Annotated in this window: 16 protein-coding genes and 1 pseudogene; 11 read left to right on the top strand and 6 right to left on the bottom strand. The window is 45.8% G+C overall.

Going from position 1 to position 23,180, the window contains the following annotated elements:
* The first annotated feature begins 49 nt into the window (after nucleotides 1-49).
* Nucleotides 50-1,261 carry an MFS transporter gene (locus MKY42_RS24335; protein ID WP_339845310.1) on the top strand — a complete coding sequence of 404 codons (1,212 nt, stop codon included), beginning with the start codon at nucleotides 50-52 and terminating at the stop codon, nucleotides 1,259-1,261.
* A gap of 189 nt (nucleotides 1,262-1,450) precedes the next feature.
* Nucleotides 1,451-1,894: an Hsp20/alpha crystallin family protein gene (locus tag MKY42_RS24330; protein ID WP_090903730.1), complete on the top strand. Its 444-nt coding sequence runs from the start codon at nucleotides 1,451-1,453 to the stop codon at nucleotides 1,892-1,894.
* A gap of 214 nt (nucleotides 1,895-2,108) precedes the next feature.
* Here the strand turns inward: MKY42_RS24330 and MKY42_RS24325 are convergent, their stop codons facing one another.
* Nucleotides 2,109-2,666, bottom strand: a complete 558-nt coding sequence (locus MKY42_RS24325) for a DUF1697 domain-containing protein (protein WP_090903729.1) — start codon at nucleotides 2,664-2,666, stop codon at nucleotides 2,109-2,111.
* A gap of 34 nt (nucleotides 2,667-2,700) precedes the next feature.
* Nucleotides 2,701-3,351 (bottom strand): hypothetical protein, encoded by a 651-nt coding sequence (locus tag MKY42_RS24320; RefSeq protein WP_339845305.1) that lies wholly within the window; start codon nucleotides 3,349-3,351, stop codon nucleotides 2,701-2,703.
* 602 nt (nucleotides 3,352-3,953) lie between these two features.
* Here MKY42_RS24320 and MKY42_RS24315 point away from each other — a divergent pair.
* From MKY42_RS24315 to MKY42_RS24305, 3 genes are all read left to right on the top strand, one after another.
* Complete coding sequence (locus tag MKY42_RS24315) at nucleotides 3,954-5,588, top strand: nucleoside hydrolase-like domain-containing protein (protein ID WP_339845302.1); 1,635 nt, start codon at nucleotides 3,954-3,956, stop codon at nucleotides 5,586-5,588.
* A 188-nt stretch (nucleotides 5,589-5,776) separates the two neighbouring features.
* Nucleotides 5,777-6,583: an alpha/beta hydrolase gene (locus tag MKY42_RS24310; protein ID WP_090903999.1), complete on the top strand. Its 807-nt coding sequence runs from the start codon at nucleotides 5,777-5,779 to the stop codon at nucleotides 6,581-6,583.
* Between the two features lie 25 nt (nucleotides 6,584-6,608).
* Nucleotides 6,609-7,592 carry a sensor domain-containing diguanylate cyclase gene (locus MKY42_RS24305; protein WP_090903726.1) on the top strand — a complete coding sequence of 328 codons (984 nt, stop codon included), beginning with the start codon at nucleotides 6,609-6,611 and terminating at the stop codon, nucleotides 7,590-7,592.
* 136 nt (nucleotides 7,593-7,728) lie between these two features.
* On the opposite strand, the gene MKY42_RS24300 is transcribed toward MKY42_RS24305, so the two are convergent.
* Together MKY42_RS24300 and MKY42_RS24295 are read right to left on the bottom strand one after the other, a co-directional pair.
* Nucleotides 7,729-9,219 (bottom strand): right-handed parallel beta-helix repeat-containing protein, encoded by a 1,491-nt coding sequence (locus MKY42_RS24300; RefSeq protein ID WP_339845297.1) that lies wholly within the window; start codon nucleotides 9,217-9,219, stop codon nucleotides 7,729-7,731.
* 174 nt (nucleotides 9,220-9,393) lie between these two features.
* Nucleotides 9,394-10,635: an MFS transporter gene (locus MKY42_RS24295; protein WP_090903724.1), complete on the bottom strand. Its 1,242-nt coding sequence runs from the start codon at nucleotides 10,633-10,635 to the stop codon at nucleotides 9,394-9,396.
* 111 nt (nucleotides 10,636-10,746) lie between these two features.
* Between MKY42_RS24295 and MKY42_RS24290 the strand changes: the two genes are divergently transcribed.
* The 3 genes from MKY42_RS24290 (at nucleotide 10,747) to MKY42_RS24280 (ending at nucleotide 13,771) form a co-directional block, all read left to right on the top strand.
* Nucleotides 10,747-12,540, top strand: a complete 1,794-nt coding sequence (locus MKY42_RS24290) for an ABC transporter substrate-binding protein (protein ID WP_339845293.1) — start codon at nucleotides 10,747-10,749, stop codon at nucleotides 12,538-12,540.
* A 76-nt stretch (nucleotides 12,541-12,616) separates the two neighbouring features.
* Entirely contained in the window at nucleotides 12,617-13,273 is a 657-nt protein-coding gene (locus tag MKY42_RS24285; protein WP_179263566.1) for a DUF2625 family protein, read from the top strand.
* A gap of 42 nt (nucleotides 13,274-13,315) precedes the next feature.
* A complete protein-coding gene (locus tag MKY42_RS24280; RefSeq protein ID WP_179265814.1) occupies nucleotides 13,316-13,771 on the top strand; it encodes an SMI1/KNR4 family protein in 456 nt (151 codons plus the stop codon).
* A 108-nt stretch (nucleotides 13,772-13,879) separates the two neighbouring features.
* Here the strand turns inward: MKY42_RS24280 and MKY42_RS24275 are convergent, their stop codons facing one another.
* Nucleotides 13,880-15,235 (bottom strand): MFS transporter, encoded by a 1,356-nt coding sequence (locus MKY42_RS24275; RefSeq protein WP_179263568.1) that lies wholly within the window; start codon nucleotides 15,233-15,235, stop codon nucleotides 13,880-13,882.
* Between the two features lie 153 nt (nucleotides 15,236-15,388).
* Entirely contained in the window at nucleotides 15,389-18,040 is a 2,652-nt protein-coding gene (locus MKY42_RS24270; RefSeq protein WP_339845287.1) for a cation-translocating P-type ATPase, read from the bottom strand.
* A 300-nt stretch (nucleotides 18,041-18,340) separates the two neighbouring features.
* On the opposite strand from MKY42_RS24270, the pseudogene MKY42_RS24265 reads away from it, so the two are divergent.
* From MKY42_RS24265 to MKY42_RS24255, 3 genes and pseudogenes are all read left to right on the top strand, one after another.
* A pseudogene (locus MKY42_RS24265) lies at nucleotides 18,341-18,640 on the top strand (hydroxylamine reductase); the annotation flags it as partial.
* 148 nt (nucleotides 18,641-18,788) lie between these two features.
* On the top strand, nucleotides 18,789-21,521 hold the full coding sequence (locus MKY42_RS24260; protein WP_179263572.1) for a diadenylate cyclase: 2,733 nt from the start codon (nucleotides 18,789-18,791) through the stop codon (nucleotides 21,519-21,521).
* 206 nt (nucleotides 21,522-21,727) lie between these two features.
* Nucleotides 21,728-23,104 (top strand): PTS transporter subunit EIIC, encoded by a 1,377-nt coding sequence (locus tag MKY42_RS24255; protein ID WP_339845280.1) that lies wholly within the window; start codon nucleotides 21,728-21,730, stop codon nucleotides 23,102-23,104.
* The last annotated feature ends 76 nt before the right edge of the window (nucleotides 23,105-23,180 follow it).

The raw sequence follows: 23,180 nt of genomic DNA, 5'->3' as shown, positions 1-23,180 counted from the left end.
ACTCCAGGTACAGTGGTTACTGTACTGAAAAATAAAGGAGTGTATGAGCGTGAACAGAATCAGAGGAAGTATTTTTTTTAGCGTATTTGCAGCCATGTTGGGTCTTATGCTTATTGCTCCCATTATGCCGCCGCTTATTCGTGAGCTGGGGATGAAAGAAAGTCATTCCGGGCTGATTATTTCACTCGGGTCCATCGCCATGGCTGTAATGGGTCCGGTATGGGGCAGATTCAGTGATCTGAAAGGCAGAAAACCCATCATATTGATTGGATTCATAGGCATGTCCATAAGCTGTGCGTTGTTTGCATTGGCGATGTATAGTGGATTAAATGCGTGGATCGGAGGAGGCCTGCTGTTAACCCTTCTCATTGTAACGCGGAGCTTGATCGGTATGTTCATTCCGGCAGTGTTATCCTCTTCTCAGGCATATATGGGCGATGTGACGGAAGGGGAAGAGCGGGGAAGCGGGATGGCGATTATTAGTGCCGCCAATGGGCTGGGACTTGTATTAGGCCCTGCGATTGCAGGTGCTTTTACCATAATCGGCCTGCTGTGGCCGCTTTATTTTGGTATTTTTATTGCGTTAGCGGCGTTTATTATCGCTTTGTTGCTCATTCCTGCTGCCAAGCCGGTCATTCAGAAGAAAGCGCCCAAGGTTAACCCGCTTCAACGCGGTTTGCGGATGTATCTTGCTGCTGGTTTGGTTACAATGATGGGCATTATGACTTTACAGGTTGTCGGTGGATTTTATTTTCAGGATCAGCTCGCATTATCTCCAGGAGCTACAGCCAGAATGGTCTCCTTCGGACTCATGTTCTCCGGAGCTGCGATGCTGATCATGCAGGTGATCCAGATGAAGTGGTTGAAATGGCAGCCGCGGCCGATGATTTTGCTCGGGTCCCTTTTTCTGCTCGCAAGCATGGTATTGTTTCTGATCTCCAGTCAATTGGTTGTCTATTATCTATCCTTCTTCCTGTTCGGCATGGGCTCGGGTCTGATGATGCCTGGTTTTATGGCAGGAGCTTCTCTTTCGGTCAGCAAAGAACAGCAGGGTGGCGCAGCCGGATTGGTTGCAGCGATTCAAGGCATATCAGCCGTGATTACCCCTTTACTGACAACAACACTGTATCAGGTGGATCAACATATTCCGTTCATGCTGATAGCTCTGTTGGTTCTAATCATGGGTATTATTATGCTGGGCATCAGAAAAGATCAATCTGGTCCAGCGAAGGCAAAGGAAGCCATACGTTCTGTATCATAGTCAGATAAAGCCAGAAGGTCAAAAAAGGTCAAAATAAAAGAAAGCAGAATCTATTTTAAGGGAATGAATCGTGGCGTGGAAAAATCGTTCTTTTTGAGCTTTAACGAATTTTGAGCAATGTTGGGGTCGCTCTTATAATAAGACATGTAAGCAACAACTAAACCAACCACACATAAGGAGCTGATTTTGATGTTTGATCTGATTCCGTTTCGCAAACGAAATGAAGACCTGTTCGGACACATGCTGAAATCCTTCAATGACATGGTTGAGTCTCCATTCCTCTCTCCATTCGGAACTGGCTTACAGCCATTTCGGACCGATATTCGCGAGGAACAAAACAAATACTTGGTAGAAGCCGAGCTTCCCGGCATCGCTAAAGAGGATATAGACATTCACGTTGAAGGTAATGAACTGATCATCCGAGCCAAACGGAATGAAATGACTGAGCAGAAGGATGATACGAATCGAATCATTCGGCAAGAGAGACGTTCAGGTGAATTTATCCGACGTTTCTATGTGGAGCATATTGATGAGGAAAACATCAAGGCCAGATTGGAAAATGGCGTGTTGAAGCTCGACATTCCGAAGCGTCCGGGCGAAGATCACAGCCGCAAAAGCATCCAGATTGACTGACACATGTAACATGTAAATACGGGGCGTTCTTCCTCCCTCATGGCAGTCAGCAAGCAGTAGACGTATCTGATGTTATTCCCCGGGGCGCTTAGCCCGGGGATTTTTTTACATCATCATTTAACGGGTCTGATTGGACATGTACAGTCCATTTCTTGTTCGCTGGATGACCTCAGTTTCATCACAAAGCGCACAGCATGATCCCGGCTGATTCACATTACTTCTCTGCTGCTGCCTGCATCAGCTTGTAAATCTGGCGGGTGGTGTTCACGTTCCGAACCGTCATATATTTGTAGACCTTGGAGCCTATGAGTTTGTTCATGCCACTTTGGGTGACAAGTTCTTTACTGACGGAGTATAAAATGGCTCCGGGAACATATAGCAATGTGCCGATTTCCGGTTTGATGGGCAGTTTGTCCAGAACTGAAACGTCATTTACCTCATCCCAGAGGAACATGACATCACTTTTGGCCGCGGCATCATTCGTCCATTGCTCCGGCAGTGCCTGAATAACCGTCCGTACTTCATCCAGATTACGTACCATCACCTTGATCTGTAAGCCAAAATCAACAGCTATGGCTTGTTCAAGAATTTGGGCTATTTCAGCGTTTGCATCCAAGCGTTCCTGATGGTCGGCAAAGATAATATTGCCGGAGTTGATATACGTCACCACATCCAACATGCCCGCTTGCTCAAACGTTTCTTTCAATTGCTTCATATTGATTTTATTATTACCGCCCACATTAATACCCCGAAGCAGAGCAACATAGATCATGATTCAACCCTCCGTATTCTGTGATCCTTTACTTCTAACGAAATGACAAATACTCAAATAAATGTGCAGTATGCTCTTCTCCCAGTACATCATTCAATATAGGTTCAACATGCTCCAGATATTCGGGTTTGGTTTCATACGTTTCCTCGTCCTTCAATTCGCCGTCATAGTCCCGTGCAGCTTCAATCAGGATGGCCAGTGCATTAAAAAAGTCTGTTAATGAATCGGCAACAAGCTGAGGTTCTTCACCCGCAAAGGCCGCATATACAGGCGAGTTCGGTGCTGCTGTATCCACGATTAAGGGATCATCGTTAAAATTCGCAATGACGACATGATTTTTTGGCCACGAGGCTGACTCCTCATAGGGTTCGTTCATGCCGATCCAGCGGTGACCTAGTTGCTGACGATGGAGATGTTCAGGTGCAACAAAGAAGAGCAGAGCCGCATCACCGATCTCGACGGCTGCACTTTTCATTTTGAGTGTGCCTTTGGCCAGTTCATCCATCATCTCGTAGTGGCTGTACAGATATTGAAGCTCTGGAGAGAGCGGGATTCGTTCATCCACTTCCGGCAGGCGGTGTTGTTCACGAGGACGCAGATCATGATTTTTAAAAAGTCCATATGCTTCATTATATAAATCTTGCTGCTCTACCAAACGGATAAGGGCGGCATTTAGCTGTTCCATCGGTGGCTGATTCCTCCTTGTATTAGGCTTGTTTTCAAGCAGTTACATTCCCTTATAGTCATAAGCATAATCATATATCAAAATGGGAAAGGCTTACACCCTCTGGTTATATAAATTGAACTAAAGAATATTTACACTTGCCACTCCGATGAAGAACAACCTTCCGATCGCTGTTATCCCCAGATTTTTTTGATTTCCTCTTTTAAAGGTGAAAATCCGGGAATAAAGGCGAAGCGTACGCTCCCGATGTAGCTTTCTTTCAGAAAGCTTTTATCTCCGCTTCTTCAGGTTATTTCTGTCCTCTCCGCTTCTTCAGGTTATTTCTGTCCTCTCCGGTTCTCGTGTAAATGTGTAGATCAATTGATATACTTAATGTTGAATGCGTTTACATTAAACGGCGAACATGTTATACTTTTTCTCAAATGAGGATTGTTACTGCTTTGGCAGGCAAAACCTGAATGTTGATATGTGTGGACTTCGTCCAGCTCATATTGATGTTTGGGTTTTTTTGCATTTTACGGTCCATATTAAGTAGCAGGCCGACATCGCAGACATTCCCAAAACACATCGCGTGGAACACAAGAAAGGGGAGCATCACGAACATGAGTACAGGAAAATGGTTAAACGTTTTGGCGGCTGGCTGCCTCAGTATGGTTCTGATTGTCAGTGGGTGCGCATCCAAAACACCGCAAACGGCCACTGAAACGCCGAACAAGACGGCAGAACAGGAACAAAATGAACCTGTAGAAACGGCAGATCATTCTGCAACCAAAGCCAGAACGGTAATTACAACCGATGGTGAAGTGGATGATATGAACTCGGTTATTCGTTTTCTCTTATATTCCAATGAAATGGATCTGGCGGGCATTGTGCTGACCAGTTCAGTGTATCATTATGCAGGCGACGAGGAAGCAGGAATCCAACCTTTCCGCTGGACAGGAACACAGTGGGTGTACGATATGATTGATGCCTATGGTGAGATCTATCCCAACTTGTCCAGACATGCAGAGGGATATCCGGAGCCGGAGCAGCTTCGCAAGATGACCAAAATCGGTAATATCTCTGACAAAGGGGAGATGGCGAAAGAAACGGAAGGTTCCGAATTTCTCGAAACGCTTTTCCTCGACGATGATTCCAGAGATCTGATTGTGCAGACCTGGGGCGGTACGAATACAACAGCCAGAGCACTGAAATCGATTGAAGAACAGTACAAGGACACCGCGGAGTGGGAAACGATTCGCAAAAAGGTCAGTGATAAACTGGTGCTATACATTATCCTCGATCAGGATGACAGCTATAACGACTATATTGCAAAAAATTGGCCGGACATTCGCATTTTGAACGATCAATCGAACTTCTGGCATTTTGCCTATGCGTGGAAATTCCATACAGAGGAAGTCAATAGCAAGCTGCATGGCGACTGGATGGTCAAAAACATTCTGGATGGTCATGGCAAGTTGTTGGATATGTATGCAACCATGGGTGATGGTAAAATGATTGAAGGCGAGCTGGACGAAGAGCAGCGCGGTAGTGCTGAATATTTGAAGAAAAATCCGCAGTATGACAAATACGATTTTATCTCCGAAGGTGATTCGCCATCCTTCTTCTATCTGATCGATAATGGCCTGCGCAGTATGGAAGACCCTTCCTACGGTGGATGGGGTGGTCGCTTCGGTGTGGTAAATGACAAGCTGTTTAGGAACAACGTTCTTGATTACGATCCGTATACCAAACGATATGAGGCTGAATACTCTCTGATGAGATGGTTTGACGATATTCAGAATGATTTTGCGGCTCGTGCCGATTGGGCCGTCGCGGATACCTTTGAAGGAGCCAACCATAATCCGACACTCACCATTAAGGAAGGATTAGACCTTTCCGTCAGCCCGGGCGAGAAAGTAACCCTTCATGCAGAAGGTCAGGACCCGGATGGGGATCAACTGACGTACAGATGGTGGAGATATTTTGAAGCAGATACGTACAAAGATTCCAATGTCCAGGAGGAGAAGGTCCAGCCTGAGATGGCGGGTGACCTGCAGCTTGGATTGCATCGTGAACTGGCCAAGGGTGAGAAGCTGGATACGATTCAATTAGCGGGCAGCGACACCAATGCTGTAACGTTCACCGTGCCTGATGATGCCAAGTCCGGTGATACAATTCATATTGTAGCCGAAGTACAGGATGATGGAGAGCATCAGTTGAAGCATTATCAACGTGTGATTCTCACTGTAAAATAGCCAAGGATCAAAAAAATAAGAACAAAGAGCCCTTTCGTGATGAGAGGGCCTTTTGGCATACAGTGTGCATGATGATTTATGTATCCAAAGTAATGAAAATTAATATTTCTATCCATAACCCAAATATTTCCGATATAATAACCAGATGGATCAAAGCAAAAGAATACGACCTCAGAGAGGTGATTTGGATGACGATTGACGTCCTCGTGCGTAACAATGTGAATGTGCTGGGAACAGGCAGCCAAACGATTATGTTTGCACATGGGTTTGGGTGTGATCAGGATATGTGGCGCTATATTGTACCGAGTTTTACGGAGAACTACCGGGTTGTTTTATTTGATTATGTAGGCTCGGGTGAATCTCAAATTAACTATTATGATGCAGACAAATACAGCAATCTTCAAGGATATGCCCAGGATGTACTGGAAATTATGGAAGCGCTCAACTTGAGAGATGTTATATTTGTTGGACACTCGGTCAGCAGCATGATTGGTATGCTCGCTTCCATTCATGAACCCACCTATTTCAGGCAAATCGTCATGCTGGGGCCTTCGCCTCGTTATGTAAATGATTTACCGAGTTATTATGGGGGTTTCGATCGACGTGACATTGATGAGTTGCTGGATATGATGCAGATGAACTTTATTGGTTGGGCGAGTTATCTTGCTCCAATCGTGATGCAGAACCCGGAACGGAAAGATCTGGCGGAAGAGTTGGAAAAGAGCTTCTGTTCGAGAGATCCGCACATTGCGAGACAATTTGCAGAAGTAACATTTTTATCCGACTGTCGTGTCGATCTGGATCAGGCGTCGGTACCGACATTGATTCTCCAGTGCTCCGATGATAGCATTGCTCCGGTTGAAGTAGGAAATTACCTGCATGCTCATCTGAAAAACAGCAGGCTTCAGCAGATGACTGCGAAAGGGCATTACCCGCATCTCAGTCAACCGGAAGAAACGATCCGATTAATCAAGAATTATTTAACGATTGCATAAAACTCGGAAGAAAGGCAGTTCATCCATGGATATACAATTAGATATGGCACCCTGTGGATACTTCTCCATTTCTGACGCTGGCATCATAAAAACGGCTAATCAAACCCTGCTGACCATGCTGGGGTATGAACGCAATGAGATGTTGGGCCGGCATATCGAGTCCACCATGTCGGTGACTAACAAGCTGTTTTTTCATACGTACTTCTACCCCTATATTCAGTTATATGGACATGTGGACGAGATGTACTTCTCCTTCCGCACCAGTGATCAGCAGGATGTTCCGGTTCTTCTGAACGGGGTTCGCCAGACTCGCAATGGAGAAAGTGTCATCGACTGTGTCGTAGTTGTAATGCGCAAACGAATTGAGCATGAAAAGGATATTATGAATACCAAAACCAAACTTCAGGAACTGTATCAAGCTACAAATGAGGCGAACAAAGAGCTTGAACGACTGCACGAAGAATATAAGGTGAAGCAGCAGGCGCTAATCAAGGTAAATGATCAGTTGGAGACGCTGGCTTCGACGGATCTGCTTACCGGACTCAAGAACCGCAGGTTTTTTCAGGATAAAATGCTTGAAAGCCTCGGACTCTTCCGGGAAACTCAGTATGTTTTCTCCCTTCTCGTCGTTGATATTGATCATTTCAAAAATATTAATGATACGTATGGACATCCAATTGGAGATCTGGTGCTGGGCAATCTGGCAGGCCTGCTGCAATCGGTGTCACGGAGCACGGACGTGGTGGCGCGTTATGGCGGCGAGGAATTTGTCATTATTCTTGCGGATTGTGATCGAGAGCAAGCTGCGGCTACAGCGGAGAGATATCGTTCACAGGTCGCCTCTGCCGATTGGGGCGAGTATAACATTACAGTGAGCATTGGCGCGGCTACGGTTTCGCAGGAGGATACAGATCAGTCTTTGTTTCAAAAAGCGGACAAGGCGCTCTATGCCTCCAAAACGGGCGGGAGAAATCGGGTGACCCATGCTGCAGAGCTTGTAAGAAATTAAAGGCTGGGTTATATAGTTAAACAGGAAAACATTAAGGAGCCTGCATCATAAGGGAAATGCCCTTAGGCGCAAGCTCTTTTATTTAGTGTGAAACGGGAGAAGCTGACTTGAATTAGTTGTTCTTCCTCCGTATTCATTATCGCGGTGCAAGGTAGCCATATCCTTCGGCGAAAGAACCAGCTTGGAGAGTGAAGTCTTCGTTGGCCTCATTCACAAATTGGGGGTTCACATACAATGAATGTTCGTCATTTCCTGATTCCTCCATGTAGGAGGTGAAGCCGGAATACTCTGTGTTTTTCCAGACCCACAGCGCCTCTTCTTGTAGTGCAGGGGAGTAGTACACGTTATAATCAAACACATTCCCCGAATTACTGGTGTATTCATTGTAAATGAGCACTTCAGCGCTGCCCGATACGAGAATGTTCCGCTTGAATGTATTGTTCTTCGTTCGAGCTTGCAGGAATAACTGCCCATTACCTGCATCCAGCAGGTCGTTCTTCACTAACGTATTGTACATAACCGTACTGTCCTCGGTAGCGCCGCGTTCCTCATCATAGCCGCCCATGGCGATGCCTGTAAGCCTGTTATGAAAAATCAGATTATTCTGCAACGTAATGTGACTGGTTGAACGCCCGGCATGCTCCGAAGCAATCTCGATGCCGATATCGTTACGGTATACCCGATTGTGGTCGATGATATGATTTTTGCCTCCATCGACATAGATTCCCCCGGCAGAATTGCTGTCATTGGGGAGGTTTGTTCCATAAGACGGATTAAGATTGGAAGAGATATTATAGACCTCGTTTCCCCGTACAATCCCGTTTCGCGCCTGATCGTAAGTGTCGTCCTCCGAAGTTCCTTCATATCCGATCAGATCAATGCCGATGTTGTCGGTATCATGGATCGTATTGTCCAGTATGGCAAACGTATCCACATTCCCGTTGACTGCGAGTGATTCACTTGAACCGAGCACGAGATCATACAGCTCATTATCCTTGATGATAATATCCCGCAATGCTTGGGGATGCTCCGTACCATAAATCGCAATTCCATGGGCGTCCCTGCCCTGTAAATCCGGTCCTGAAGGTTTAGCATCATTGGCAATGGAATGAACCGTGTTGCCCAGGAGTTGAATGTGCTCTCCTGCCCCGTGAACATATATTCCAGTAGGCACTTGTCCCCGGAGTGAGGTTGTAAAGTTGCGGATTTCGAGATTTTGAATCGTAATATAGCTGGCATTGTCAACTTCAATCAAACCCTCTATGCCGCGTACCGACAGACCTTCACCATCAATGATGACCTTCTCCTGTGGATAGCTGGAAAAGAGGGTTGGATTGCCCGATGAATTGCCGCTACGAGTGATTTTTACCTTTTGGTGATAGACACCTTCACGCAAATAAACGGTGCTTCCCGGGGTAGCATGGTCGGCAGCATGCTGCAACGTTTTCCAGGGAGATTTAAGGGTTCCTTTGTTCGAATCGTTTCCTTGTGGTGATATGTAATATATCTTCTGGGTATCCGGTACCTGCACAGACTCGGGAGAAGGGACAGATGAAGCGTCATCCTTCTGACAACCCGTTGCGAACAGGATCAGGGCCAGGAGTGCAATTGTAGTTATACGATACAAGATGATTCCTCCTTCATAAATAGCTACGAAGTTTGATTATAACAGATTTGAATGGTTAAATAGGGTGTAAAATGCTCATAGAATTTCAGTAGAGGTAGAGAACGCAGAAAAAACAGAGTAACAGAGAAACAGGTGGTGAGTGTGATCTCGCCACCTGTTTGTAGATACTGCTAGTTATGTTCCTTTTCGATCCCAGAGTACACTATAGCGGCAGCAGATAAAAATGATGACATTCGCTGCTGCGGCTATGCCAAACACCAACGCTGGATTGGACAGCTCGGAGATCCAGCCGCTCCCCCATATAGCCAAGGGCATGCCGAGCTTGAACAGAGATCCGGTAATCCCGCTGATCCGGCCAATCATGTGATGTGGTGTGGACTCCTGGCGGAATGTCCAGATGCAGATCGTGCTGATAGTTTGAAAAATACCAGACAGAAACAGACCCACTGCAAGTCCGTAGGTGGAGTGGAACAAACCAAGGATCAGAAAGGCGAAACCTTGAAGCAGTGTGGTCACCACAATCAGCACACCAGCCGAATATTTGCGGCGCAGGGAGCTTACCACCAGACTGCCGATTAAACCGCCTACTCCGGCAGCAGATAATACAAGTCCAAGCTCTAGATTACGCAGTTGCAAAGTGTCTTTGGCATAAAAGATGACGGTTGCATCCACCATACCTGAGGTCGCATTAAGAAAAATGACCGTAATGCTGATAACCAGTAACATATGGTTACGACGCAGCTCGATCCAGCCTTCTTTAAAGTCCACCCAGAAGCCCTGAGGAGATGTTCCTCTGGACACAGGTGCGGAGTGCAGTGGTAATAGAATGATACAGGATATCGCAAGCAGAATGGCGGTAATTAACAGTCCCGTATACAAGTTGGATAACATCAACAGCATTCCTGATAAGGCGGCGCCCATAATGGTAATTAACGTTGTGGTGAAACCCAAGGCCGCGTTGGCTGACGTTAGCAGTGGCGTGGGCACCGATTGTTTGACCATGCCTGCTGATGCATTGCGAAAAGCATAACTCAGTGTCATCAGAATAAAGCCGCAACCGTAGAGTACATAAATGGAAGGTTGACCATATTGAAAAGACAGAAACAGCGCGAGCAGAAGAATAACCTGTAACACGATGGAGCCAATAGACCACCATTTCTTATGCACCCGGTCCATCAGTACACCGATAAACATGGCAAGAAACAGGTTCGGCAGAAATTCAATGCCACGCATGGTGGACATCGCTACAGGAGACTTTGTGAGTTCATATAAAATAAGAGGCAGGGCCAATTCATAGATTTGATTCCCTAGAGCAATGATGCCACTGGCAGCAAACAGAATGATAAAGCTTGGATTTCTCCATACGGATGGGGCGGACGTAGTGACAGGTGTAGTGTGTACGTTGATTTCAGACATGAATAACAATCTCCTCTTTACGTGTGGTAATGAGGTCCATTATACTTTTGGAAAAGAGGAAGAAAAAGCGAAGCATTCACCAATTCGATTTCGCCTTTTAGGAGAGTGAAGATGGACGCAGAAGAGCATTATCTAATCTTGCGCACCCACTTTGAGGCTGTGGCTGAGCAGGAGATGATTGAAGTCACGATGGAGCAGGTTACTGAACTACTGGATTGCTCGAGGCGTAATGCACAGTTTGTGTTGAACAAATTGACGGAATCCGGTTATTTGACATGGATACCCGGTCGTGGACGAGGCAATGTATCCCGAATGTCTTTTCACGTATCGGTGTCCGATCTGCTTGCAGCCAAAGCGAAGCAGCTTGTGGAGAATGAGCAGTTGAATGAAGCATGGCGTCTGATTGATTCTTCAGGGACGCAGCGAATGAAGGATGACTTTACCGATTGGCTGGAACGACAGCTGGGCATCTTGCGCACCGAGGAGGAGGAACGGGAGGTGCTGCGTTTTCCCTTTTATAGGCCAGTCCCTCATCTGGACCCCGCGTGGGTTCAGCGGCGTACTGAATCGCATTGGGTAAGACAGATATTTGATACACTCCTCAAATTTGATCCGGAGGAAAAACGAATTCTTCCCGGACTAGCTCATCATTGGGAATGGGACGAATCATCATGCCGCTGGCGATTTTACTTACGTAAGGGAGTACGGTTTCACCATGGTCAGGAAATGACTGCACAGGATGTGAGATTTACATTTGCCCGCATGTCAGGAAGGACATCCTCGGAGTGGATGTTTTCTTTAATCACAGGTATAGAGACTCATGGGAGTTATTGTATTGATTTTTATTTTGCCCAGCCCAATGCGGTATTTCCAGCTTTTCTTTGTACGGATCGCTGTTCGATCGTGCCTGAAGATTTTGGGGGGGCCGACAAAGCTCCATATTTCTCAGCACTGCCGATTGGCACGGGTCCTTTCCGCATAATCAAAAATAATGAATCCCTGCTTGTGTTGGAGGCGAATGATCATTACTTTGAAGGGCGTCCTCATCTGGATCGGATTGAGATGTGGGTGTGGCCGGACTATGAAGGACAGCCTGGATCACACAAGACAAGCAGGGATATGCAGCTGTTATATTGGGGTGCGAGCAGTGGATCTGCGAGTGAACCATCTCTCAGCCAGTTGGAGAATGGCAGCACCTATATGACCTTTAACCTGAACAAAGCAGGGATTCAGCAGAATAATCTATTTCGTCAGGCCATTCATCTGGGATTGGATCGAGAACGAATGATTAAGGAACTGGGTGGTATCAGGCAGTGTGCATCGGAGGGGTTTGTGCTCAGTGGAGCTGAGCAGGATTATATACCGGGTTCTGATCTGGATGAAGCAAAAAAACGGATTCAGGCATCCGGTTATAGCGGGGAGTCTCTGAACCTGTACACGTATGAATGGTTGGAGAATGAAAAAACGGCCGCATGGATTAGCAGGCGATGCAAGGAGATGGGGGTTCAACTGAATGTGGTGAAGCTCCCGATTGAGCATTTGGCTGACCCGAAAGTGCTGGCACGGGCCGATCTGGTCATGGCTGGAGAAGTACTTGGTGAGCAGGCAGACCTGACCCTGCTCGAGCTGTATCAATCCCGTTTCAGTTTCCTGCGTAATCACCTCAGCCCGGAATTGATCGCATATGTGGATGACAAGTTAACAGTGTGCATGGGAGAACCAAGCTCGGACGAGCGAATGAAGCTGCTTTTGGACATTCAGGAAAAGCTCAAAAGTTCTTCGAATGTCATCTTTCTGTATCACAGTCTTCAGAGAGCCCAGCATCACCCCATGCTTGAAGGCATTGCCTTAAATGCATGGGGGAAAATCGATTACAAGCATATCTGGGTGAAGCTTGAAACTTAAAAGGAATAGTGTGAACGTATGGAGCAACTACGGCCTGCCTTATTGGATTTAAAGTAGATCGAAGGGAGAAATGATCATGCATAAATTATCCGTAAGCGAATTAGTGGATCGGGAACATCATGCTTGGGGGGAGCTCAAGGAGCTGTTGGACCATGGACAAAATAAATACACTTATGTTCCTGCACAGCGGGAGGCCGGAGAGGATGCGCTCTATCACCTCCAAGTAAGCACCAAATCCTATTTGGGAGCCGTTGCCTATGAGACAGAGGGAATTGTGTTGGATGATGGCTGGATTACGTTACTTGGATCGGGTGGTGACCGTATTTTCGGGAGTCTGACCCGTTGGAATGGTGTGGGTGACCAGCCGTGTGTACCTGCATTGGAAGGCATGATGATCGTCGCCTACGATGCTGCGGGTGGATTTTTCGGTATGGATATGGGCAAGTATGGCCGTACGGGACATGTATATTATTTTGCCCCTGACACGCTGGAATGGGAATCGACAGAACTGGCTTATTCAGGCTTCATCAACTGGTTGGCCAATGGTGATCTGGAGCAGTACTATCAGACCTTTCGTTGGAAGGGGTGGCAGAACGACGTGGGACAGCTTCAGACAGGACAAGTATTTGCGTATTATCCACCGCTTTGGACGGAGGAGGGCGGCGGCGAGAGCAGCAGCAAATCTCCTGTAGCGGTGGAGGAAGCCTGGAAAGCAGCATTGGGTGGAAAATGATGTGCGATGACAGGGCTGTATAGGAGGGAGCGTGTGAATAATATGCAGATCGATAACATTCAGAAGCATTACGGCATTGTGTTTCCGCACGAATATCTGGAGTTTCAACAGCAGGCCGACGGTCAAGCATTTGATATGATTGAAAATGGAGAGGTCGTCGATTGGGAAATTCGCTTCTCTGCTCTCGATGATCAGTTCATTGCGAATAACATCAATCTGGTAGACGACGTGAATCCCGATCCACTCCGGATTATTCCAATTGCTTGGAGTGTCAGCAGCGGCAACAACTATTTATTGGATTACCGAACGAATTCAGAATCTCCTGCCGTACTGGTTATGGATCATGAAGAGGCGATGGTGCGCGAAGATGCTGAGTGTGAATCAGAAACGCCGGAGGAAGCCCAGCAACTTCTGGAGGAAAATGTACGAGAGATCGCTTCCAATTTCAATGCGTTCATAGCTTGTTTAAAAGCCAGACCGAGTGATTCAGTGGAGTGATTCACCGTTTGAATATCCTCGTGAACGACAAAAGGCTCGCGCTATACGCGGGCCTTTTACTCAATCGAATACATGAATGTTTTGATTAAATGATATATAGAATACATCCTAGTTTGCGACCGATCCAGTCTCAGTCATTGTAGCCGTAGAAGTTGATCGTGCAGCTTTGTTATGCCAGACCACGATGACAAGCGAAATCAGACAGACTATGAGCAGACATCCATATACAACATGATAGGATTCTTCTACTCGAACACCCGGAATGCTGTGCAGCAATAGCCCGCAGACAGCCACGGATACCGAACCGCCAAAAAACTGTATCAACTGTAACAAGCCCATACCGGAACCGATCTGCGCTTTGGGCAGCACCCGAGACGCTTCATTATTCAGTGAAGCTATCGAGGCAGAGAGTGCCGGGGAGAAGAAGAGATATCCTCCGGTGATAATCAAGGCAGACTGATTCAGACCCAGCATGAACAGAGCAAGGACTGCGGCTAGCAAAATGTGCCCGATCATCAGAAAACGCATATTGCCGTACCGGTCGATCCAGCGACCTACGAAACGGGTACAGAATGCCGAGACGATAGCTCCAGGAGCAATCAGCAGACCAATAGCCAGCGACGAACGGCCAAACAGATCAGCGAGCACTAGCGGCATCAGGAACAGATTGCCCAGATTTACGACCAGAACACAGAAGCCGATGATCAGCAGCCGGGTAAACCCGGGTGTTCGGAATACATGTGGATTCACAAAAGGAAGACTCGCCCTGCGAATATACACAATGTGCACAACAAGTGAAATGACACCGATGGCCAGCCATAACCAAGACTGCTGAGTGATGGCAACCAGAAGGGTGGTTGCATTAATCACGGTTAATGCTGCACCAATCATATCAAAAGGATTCTCTGGTTTGGCCGTCTCGCGCGGGAGAAAATAGAGCAGTACGGGCAGTGCAAGCAGGACAAGCACCGTAATGGCGAAAAGTCCATTCCAGCCCCAGTATTCACTAATGAGTCCACCTACAATGGGGCCAAGCCCAAACGCCATGGCACTGCCTGATGAGATCAGTGCGATGGCAGCTCCGCGCCGCTCCACTGGAATATAGCGGCTCGCGATGACAAGCCCAAGTCCGGCCATGACCCCTGCACCCGCAGATTGCAAAATGCGTGTCAGCAAAAGGATTGCAAAGCTGTGCGCAAATAGTCCGAGTAATGAAGACAAGCCTAAGATCAGCAAGCCCACCGTCAGCAGTTTGCGTATCGGAATACGGTCAGACAATCGACTGTAAATCACCGTGGACAAGGCATAACCAATCGAGTAGCTTGAAATGACCCAGGATCCCAGGTCCGATGTAATCTGAAGATCATGAATAATAACGGGTAAAGAGACGTTAAACATGGTGGTGTTCATCACAACGATGAACAGGCAGCAAGTCCAGAGAGGCATTACAATTTTATCTTTCACGTAACCATTCCTGTCTATGAATTCAATAAACCATTTTACGCTCAATCTATGTATATGGCAATAATGTCATACGGATTCATTGAGTGGCTATACAAAAACGACGTCCTGACCAGGACGCCGTTTTTTGCATATGACCATTTGCATGTATTCATTTTAGGACGCGGTAGCTTGTGTGCCACGATTGCGAATCCATTTGATCATATCCATCAGAATGACCGCGGCAAGAGCGAGTCCTCCTGCGATGAAGAACTCATTCCAGCCAAAGGCTGCCGGGATGGCGAAGATGCTGCGAACCCCTGGAATCAGCGTGATTCCATACAGGCAGAGACAAACCAGGATGGAGCCGAGGACATATTTGTTAGTGGTGAAGCCGACCTGGAAAATCGTCTGTGTGTTGGAGCGCGCTGCAAAAGTTTGCAGACTCCGTGCCAGAATTAGGGTTGTAAAGGCCATTGCCACACTCATTTCCTCCGAGATCCCAAGTCCAATATATTGGGACACGATGACAGCCACCCCGATCAGAACACCACGTGTGATAACAGCCTGCAACGTTCCGCCGGCAAAAATGCCTTCGTTGATATCCCGCGGTTTGCGCCGCATGACATCCGGTTCAGCTTTTTCCGTACCCAGTGCAATGGCAGGCAGGGAGTCATTCACCAGATTGATGAAGAGCAGCTGGAGAGCCGTGAAGGGGTTGACCCAACCGACCACTAGTGCAAACAAAATGGCGATAATTGCCCCGAGGTTTCCTGCAAACAGATACGCAATGGCTTTTTTGATATTATCAAATACCATCCGCCCGACACTGACTGCATTCACGATGGAGACAAAGTTATCATCTGTCAAAATCATGGCTGCCGCGTCTTTCGCGACATCCGTCCCGCTGCCCATCGCTACGCCGATGTCAGCCTGTTTCAGTGCAGGTGCGTCGTTGACACCATCTCCGGTCATGGCTGCAATCTTGCCTTTGCGCTGCCACGCACGCACGATGCGGATTTTATTTTCAGGAGATACACGTGCATACACCGAGATATGTTCGAGCTGCTGATCGAGTTCTTCATCGGAAAGTTTGTCCAGCTCTGCTCCGGTAAGGGCCAGATCGTCCGGGCCTGCAAGTCCGATATCCACACCGATCGCTTGGGCTGTTGTTTTGTGGTCGCCTGTAATCATGATGGTGCGAATGCCCGCCTTTTTGGACTCTTCGATGGAACCATATACCGCTTCACGCGGTGGATCAATCATGGCTGTCAGACCAACAAGCGTTAGATCATGTTCATCCTCGATCGTGAGCTGATCTTTGTCATCAAACTTTTTGTAGGCGTAGGCCAACACACGAAAGGCGCGTTTGGAGAACGCTTCGTTCTTTTCTTCAAACTGGGTGCGAATCTCAGGTGTCAATGGCTGAACTTCTCCGTTCATAAACACATGACTACAGCGACTGAACAGGACATCCGGGCCACCTTTGGTCAGCAAAGCCGTCTGTCCTTCAAATGTATGCACGGTACTCATCAATTTCCGATCCGAGTCAAAAGGAAGCTCGGCTTCACGCGGAAACTGGTCACGAATTTCATTGTAATTCTTGTTCACCCGGTTACTGAAGGCAATGAGCGCCACCTCGGTTGGGTCACCAAGTTCCTTGCCTTCCTGATTAATATTCGAATCATTGCAGAGTACTGCAATATGTAACAAACGGCGTTCCTCTGCAGACCACTGTTTGGGATCATCGGGGAATTGGTCTTTGGTGCCATGGGGAATGTAATAGTCCACCACAGTCATCTTGTTTTGAGTAAGCGTTCCGGTTTTGTCGGTACAGATGATGCTGGCAGAACCCAAAGCTTCCACGGCAGGAAGACGTCTGATGATGGCGTGCTGCTTGGCCATTTTATTCGTTCCCAGAGACAATACAATCGTTACAATGGAGGAAAGGGCTTCCGGGATGGCGGCGACAGCGACGGCAACTGCGAACATTAGAGCATTCACAATAGATGGCCCGATATTTTCCGTCCCTTCGGTTAACCAGACACGTCCTGCTTCGATGGCAAAAATCAAGATCGACAAGCCCAGGATAAAGAAGCCCAGCTTCTTACTAAACGATTCCAATTTGCGTTGCAGCGGGGTTTCCTTCGCTTCTGCATTTTCAATCAATTCGGCAATCTTACCGATTTCCGTTTTCAGCGCTGTACCCGTAATGACGAGCGTACCCCGACCATACACCACTAGTGATCCACTGAATGCCGTATTGCGACGGTCACCGATCGGAGCTTCTTCCGGGATGGCATCTGCGTGTTTCTCCGCTGCTTCGGATTCTCCTGTCAGCATGCCTTCGTTGATTCGCAAGCTGCCTGATTCCAAAATGCGGCCGTCTGCCGGGACATAGTCCCCTGCATCCAGCAAGACAATATCGCCGGGAACGAGTTCCCGCGCGGGAATCGTTTTTTTCTGCCCGTCACGAATGACTTTGGCTTCGGGAGCAGACATTTGCCGGAGTGCATCCAGAGAACTTTCGGCTTTTTTGGTCTGTACAACACTGATTACCGCATTTAACAGAATGACGAGAAAAATAATTAGCGATTCGATCAGGTGTCCAAGGACGATCTGAACAGCGGCTGCGATCAGCAGCACGATCACCATGGGATCTTTAAAATTTTCAATAAACAGTCTCCAGACGGGTGTTGCAGCTTTTCCTTTTATCTCATTATAGCCTTCCGTCCCCAGTCTCTTCGCAGCTTCAGCAGTTGTGAGCCCATCCGTGGAACTCTGAACGTCCTGAAGCGTCTCCTCTGCACTGTGTCTGTAATATTGCAAATGACCAGCTCCTTGGATCATAGATTTCGGATATTAGATTTCTTTGTCTATATAACCTTGCAGGCGGCTAAGAATCAGTGAAACTTTATCAAATTGATGAACTCCATAGGTAGAATCTCCGCGTCTGGTGAATCTCATTCGTTTGCTATGATTACGTGTGGTATCTTCTGTGCGTTGCACCAACACATGCACGGCAGTTCGGTTATCACGATCCAGAGGTCGATCGCATTACACATGAGGCTTCGTACATGTCGTTGACCAATTCCAACTTTAATGTGCAGGAACATCTGGATATGGCCTATCGATCTGGGGCAATGCAACAACTCTGGTTCTACAGTGAAAATTGCGATGGCATTAGCTGATGCTTTTGGCTGTACTGTGAAAGAAATGTCAGTCAGCATTGTCCTGTCCTGGTTTGAGCAAAAAGCAGTTGCCATCCTGCTCGGCCTGTTCAGTCTCGGCATTCAGAATATCCGGATTGGGCCAAAACCTCCTGAGTTAATATCGCCCGGTGTGTTGGATGTATTTGTGGATATGTTTGGCTTGAAGCTGATTACAACGGCAAAGGAAGACATGAGCGCCATGCTGGCATTGTCGTAAGACGAACGGATCAATGTTAGAATGATACCCGTCAAATGGTGTTTTTTTTACATTGTTAAGAGAAAGGTGCATATGTGATATGTCTTGCGGAGGTTACGATTAACGTGATAGGATGTATGGGTTAAAAAACCAAAATAGGAGTTGTGAAATGCAATATAATCAACTTGAAGAGATCAACACGATCATCTATCAACATATTGAAGCTATTTTGAAAAGGTTAAACCACCGGATTCATTTTCGGTTATACTCGATTGCCATTGATAATAATAACAAAGCTGATGAAATTCGCAGAGTCAAAAAAACGATATCTACTCAAGCTAAAAACGACAAGAACCCAACAGAATGTACTACCAGATATGAGTATGTAAATGATCCTTTGCAAGAGATTAAGCAAGTATACAGTGAGCTTGGATTACTTGTGCAGCAGGAAGACACATTAACGAAGGAAAGTCTGCATGAACTCATCACTGCAAGCAAGCAAAGCTATGTTCAGCAATATACTGAGCAGTTTCATTCGGTACCAATCTCATCCGGGTCCATAGAATCTGCTTCAAATGACGAATCTGCTCAACTCACAAAGGAATACATAGAAGATCATCGTTTACTTTACGCAGGAACCTTCGAAGTTAGCCAGCAGACAGAGGGTCCGTATACTGTTATCTATTTGTTGGGAATCAGAAATCTGGAGCCAAATGTGCAGCATACGTATTACAGCAAGCCAGAGGTTTCGTTTATACGAATGGTCCTGGACTATTTCTTTTTGGATTTTTTTACAGAAGGTAAACTTGAGCTAAAGGTTCTATCTGAAAATAGTAGTAAGTATGAACTTATAAGGAAATATCAAGAGAACGAAGTCCAATTCTTAAGGAGAATTAACCGTTTATTTTTTGGGAAAATGCAAATGATCCTCCAACAAAGCAGTAGTAATATTGTAAGTGAGTATTCAAATACAGTAAAAAGTGAATATTATATCAACAATTTATTAGAGAACATTGACGACATTTCCACACAAACTTATGAAGGAGCTAGTCCATTTGGTTCCATGCTGTTTTTGAGGAATTCCGATATCAAAGTAAAGCAAGGACCTGTTAAATTTGCAATCGAATTCAAAGCTGATGATTTAATTAGTATAGAAGATGCTAAAAGAATTCGAAAATTGCTCGAAATGACCAATGTGAAGAAACATCTATATCTGATTTCCGATGGAAACTGGGTGTATGGTGTGGGAGAAATCGAGTGGGACAAACTCAAGGAAACAACTAGTTTCCGTATTGATTTCAAAGGGATCTCAAAATACAATCTTGTCTCGATCAATTTTGATCAATCTCCAAATGTTGCTGGGGAACTTATTCTTGAAGGTGAAAAGACGATATATCGTTCCAATACAGACTATGAACTCACTTACCAAACTCTGGTTTCGGTTATGTTTAAAAATCCTAAAATTGGAGAAGAAGGGTATACTTCTGAGCGTATGGTCGCCATTTTGAGAGAGACGTTTCAGGGGGAGGGTGCCCCCTTAGCTTCAGACAATATTCCCATGTTAGAACAGATTATACGAAAAGCACGTGAGCAGCGTCATGGAACGATGGTAGTCATAACGGATTCTACAACTGCAGAGAAAGAGCTTGATATTCTGAGAAAACAATCTACTCTGATTGAACCGTGTGTAGTACATCCCGATCATATCAAGTTCCTCACCGCTATTGATGGCGCAATTTATTTCGACACGGAGGCTAAGTGTCATGCGATTGGAGTCATTCTTGATGGGATTGCACAGCCGGAACTCGGAGATGCAAGTCGAGGGGCAAGATTCAATTCTGCCTATAGATATTATTCCAAATTGGAGTCAGAAGGAAAGAAATGTGTAATTGTAATTATATCAGAGGATGGCATGATTGATGTGATACCATCGTTTGATGATGAAGAGAAGGTGCTGGATCTTGTGGAGGAGATCATTGATGTATTGGACCAACGTGAGGAACCTGAGCGTGATTTATTGCTTCAGAGAAAAGAAGGACAGTTGCTGAAACTCAAAAAAACAGATTTTCAGCCGCTTATGAGTTTGGCACAAAAATTTGGATCGAAGCAAAAATACGATAAAGCCAGATTGTATTATGATGAAGCCTTTGGTATAGCCGGGAATACGTTTATTCCGGCTAAATATCATAATTGGAGGGGAGTCTGTTATTTTCATTTAGGACTTCTTATGGATGCTACCGTTATGTTTGAGACTGCGATTGAGATTGACACGAGTAATGATTTTTTGTATACAGGAAACGCTGGAACAGCATATCTAGAGCAAGCTAAAATATCGAAAGGCAGTAAAAAAGAAAGGCATGGTTGGTTACTTAAAAGCCTTTCTCTATTAGAAGAATCAATAGCCAGAAGAATATTTATACAAGATAAAAATAGAGAAAATTTGGCATGGTTGTATAATAATAAAGGTATTTGTTACTCACAACTTATGAAAAATTCGACGAACGAAACGGAACATTCGAATTATTTGGAAGAAAGTTTGGCAGCATTTTCGAAGGCTCTTGAATGGGAACCATCAGTTAGAGTTATTCTCAATAATCGGGCAGGTGTGTTGGAAGAAATGGATAAACCTTTGGATGCAGTAAAAGATTATATCGAAGGATACTTTGTTTCCAGCGAAGATGAAGAAAGGACTTATAACTTTGAGAAAATAAAAAGTTTAATGGAGTCCAATTCAGATATCACTCTTGATGTTGTTAGCTTTTATCGGGAACTTGTACAGAAAAATGAGAACCAAAATTATGAGGAATTGGATAATTTCTTTAGTGCTTTGGAGTCGAAGGCGCAACATGGTTTAGATACTCAGGAAGCAGCATTCAGTAGTGAACAAAACAAGGAATTATAACTTCTGAGAGGTGAGATGAAGAGGCCCGTTGAACGGGCTCTTTGTTGTACCATGAGGAATTTAGGCTAATATACCTTGCGCAAAAACCATGAAATAAAAGGGGAATTAGTTTTTTTATCCTATTGAAGTTTTTTCATGGAAATGTGTATATAGAAAAGGGCACATCATAAAACTCGGGTTTACCGCAGCATAAGGAGAAGGTACATATGAATGACAAGCAAATCGAAGCACTGTTGAAACTCGCAGGGGGAAAGGAAAATATTCGTCAAGTGCAGCGTGACATGGATACCACTACGTTGATATTGCGTGACCGCAATCGAATGGATATATCAGTATCTGATGTATTGGATCTTGGCGTCGATATTCGTATAACAGGAGAGTATTGCTCTATATCACATGAGGACGAATCCTCCCAACTATATAATACGCTACAGGGCATGGGAGTGGGGAAAGCAGAAGGGGGCGCACTGCCAGAAATAAGGCGTACCCGTAAAAAATCATTGTTATATTTTATTTCCGATGTGTTCAGGCCTCTGATGCCCGCCATCCTGGGCGCTGCAGTGCTCAAGATTGTGCTAGCCATCATTACGTTATTTAACGTTTACAGTTCTACAGATTCCTCTTCGTTGATGGACAGTCAGACATTCCTGATATTTAAATCCATTGGAGATAGTGTGTATTATCTGTTGCCCATCCTGGTAGCCATCAGTACAGCCTATCGGTTAAAAAGCAATGTTTATGTTGCCGCAGCGATTGGTGGACTAATGTTCTACCCGCAAATGACCGCTTTATTGTCAGGTGAAGAGGATGTTCACTTTATGGGAGTACCCATCGTGTCACAAGCGTTCTTTTTTTCAGCTTCCATTTGGGTGATTTTGACGATATGTGCGTTGTCCTATCTGGAAAGAGTCGTTGAGCGAATAAGCCCAAGAGTCTTTAAAGGAATTCTTGCTCCATTGTTGACGTTTCTGATTCTCGTTCCACTGGTTCTAATCATACTTGGTCCAATCGGTACTTGGATTGATCAGCAGTTACCGGATGTTGTCGATTCATTACTGAATGATGCCCCGGTTGTTGCCATTATGCTACTGGGAGCGGTTTATTCCCTAATGATGATCGCTGGATTACATTACTGGCTTTTACCTATGATAATCAATGAATTGATGGTGAATGGTTACTCCCTCATTCTTCCTGTCATGTTAGTTGCCTTCGTTGCACAAGCAGGAGCTTCACTGGCTACTGGGCTGAGAAGCAAACGGCGGGAATTCAGGAAGCTGGCTTTCTGGGCAACAGGAACAGCTCTATTAGGTGTTCCAGAGCCTGCGATGTATGCGGTCAATATGAGAAAGAGGGCTTCATTTTATTCGGCATTGCTGGGCGGTGCTGCAGGAGGGCTGTATTTCGGGCTGTTGTCCGTCAAAGCAGTTGCATTGGGTGGGTCCGGAAGTCTACTGGAACTTCCGCTATTTATGGAAGTAGGGAGTCTGAATCTGCTGCATGTCTGTGTGGGTATAATTGTTTCCTTCTGTGTGTCAGGTGTATTCACCTACTGGATGTTAGGAAAGGAACGGAAACACGTATAAATTAAGAAAAGCCCGTACCTGATGGTGCGGGTTTTCGTGTATTGTAGAGTTAATAACACGACGGCCGCAGAAAGGA

The sequence above is a fragment of the Paenibacillus sp. FSL W7-1088 genome, from assembly GCF_037969855.1.
Classification (GTDB): domain Bacteria; phylum Bacillota; class Bacilli; order Paenibacillales; family Paenibacillaceae; genus Paenibacillus.
This window is presented reverse-complemented; position numbering and strand designations above follow the sequence as displayed.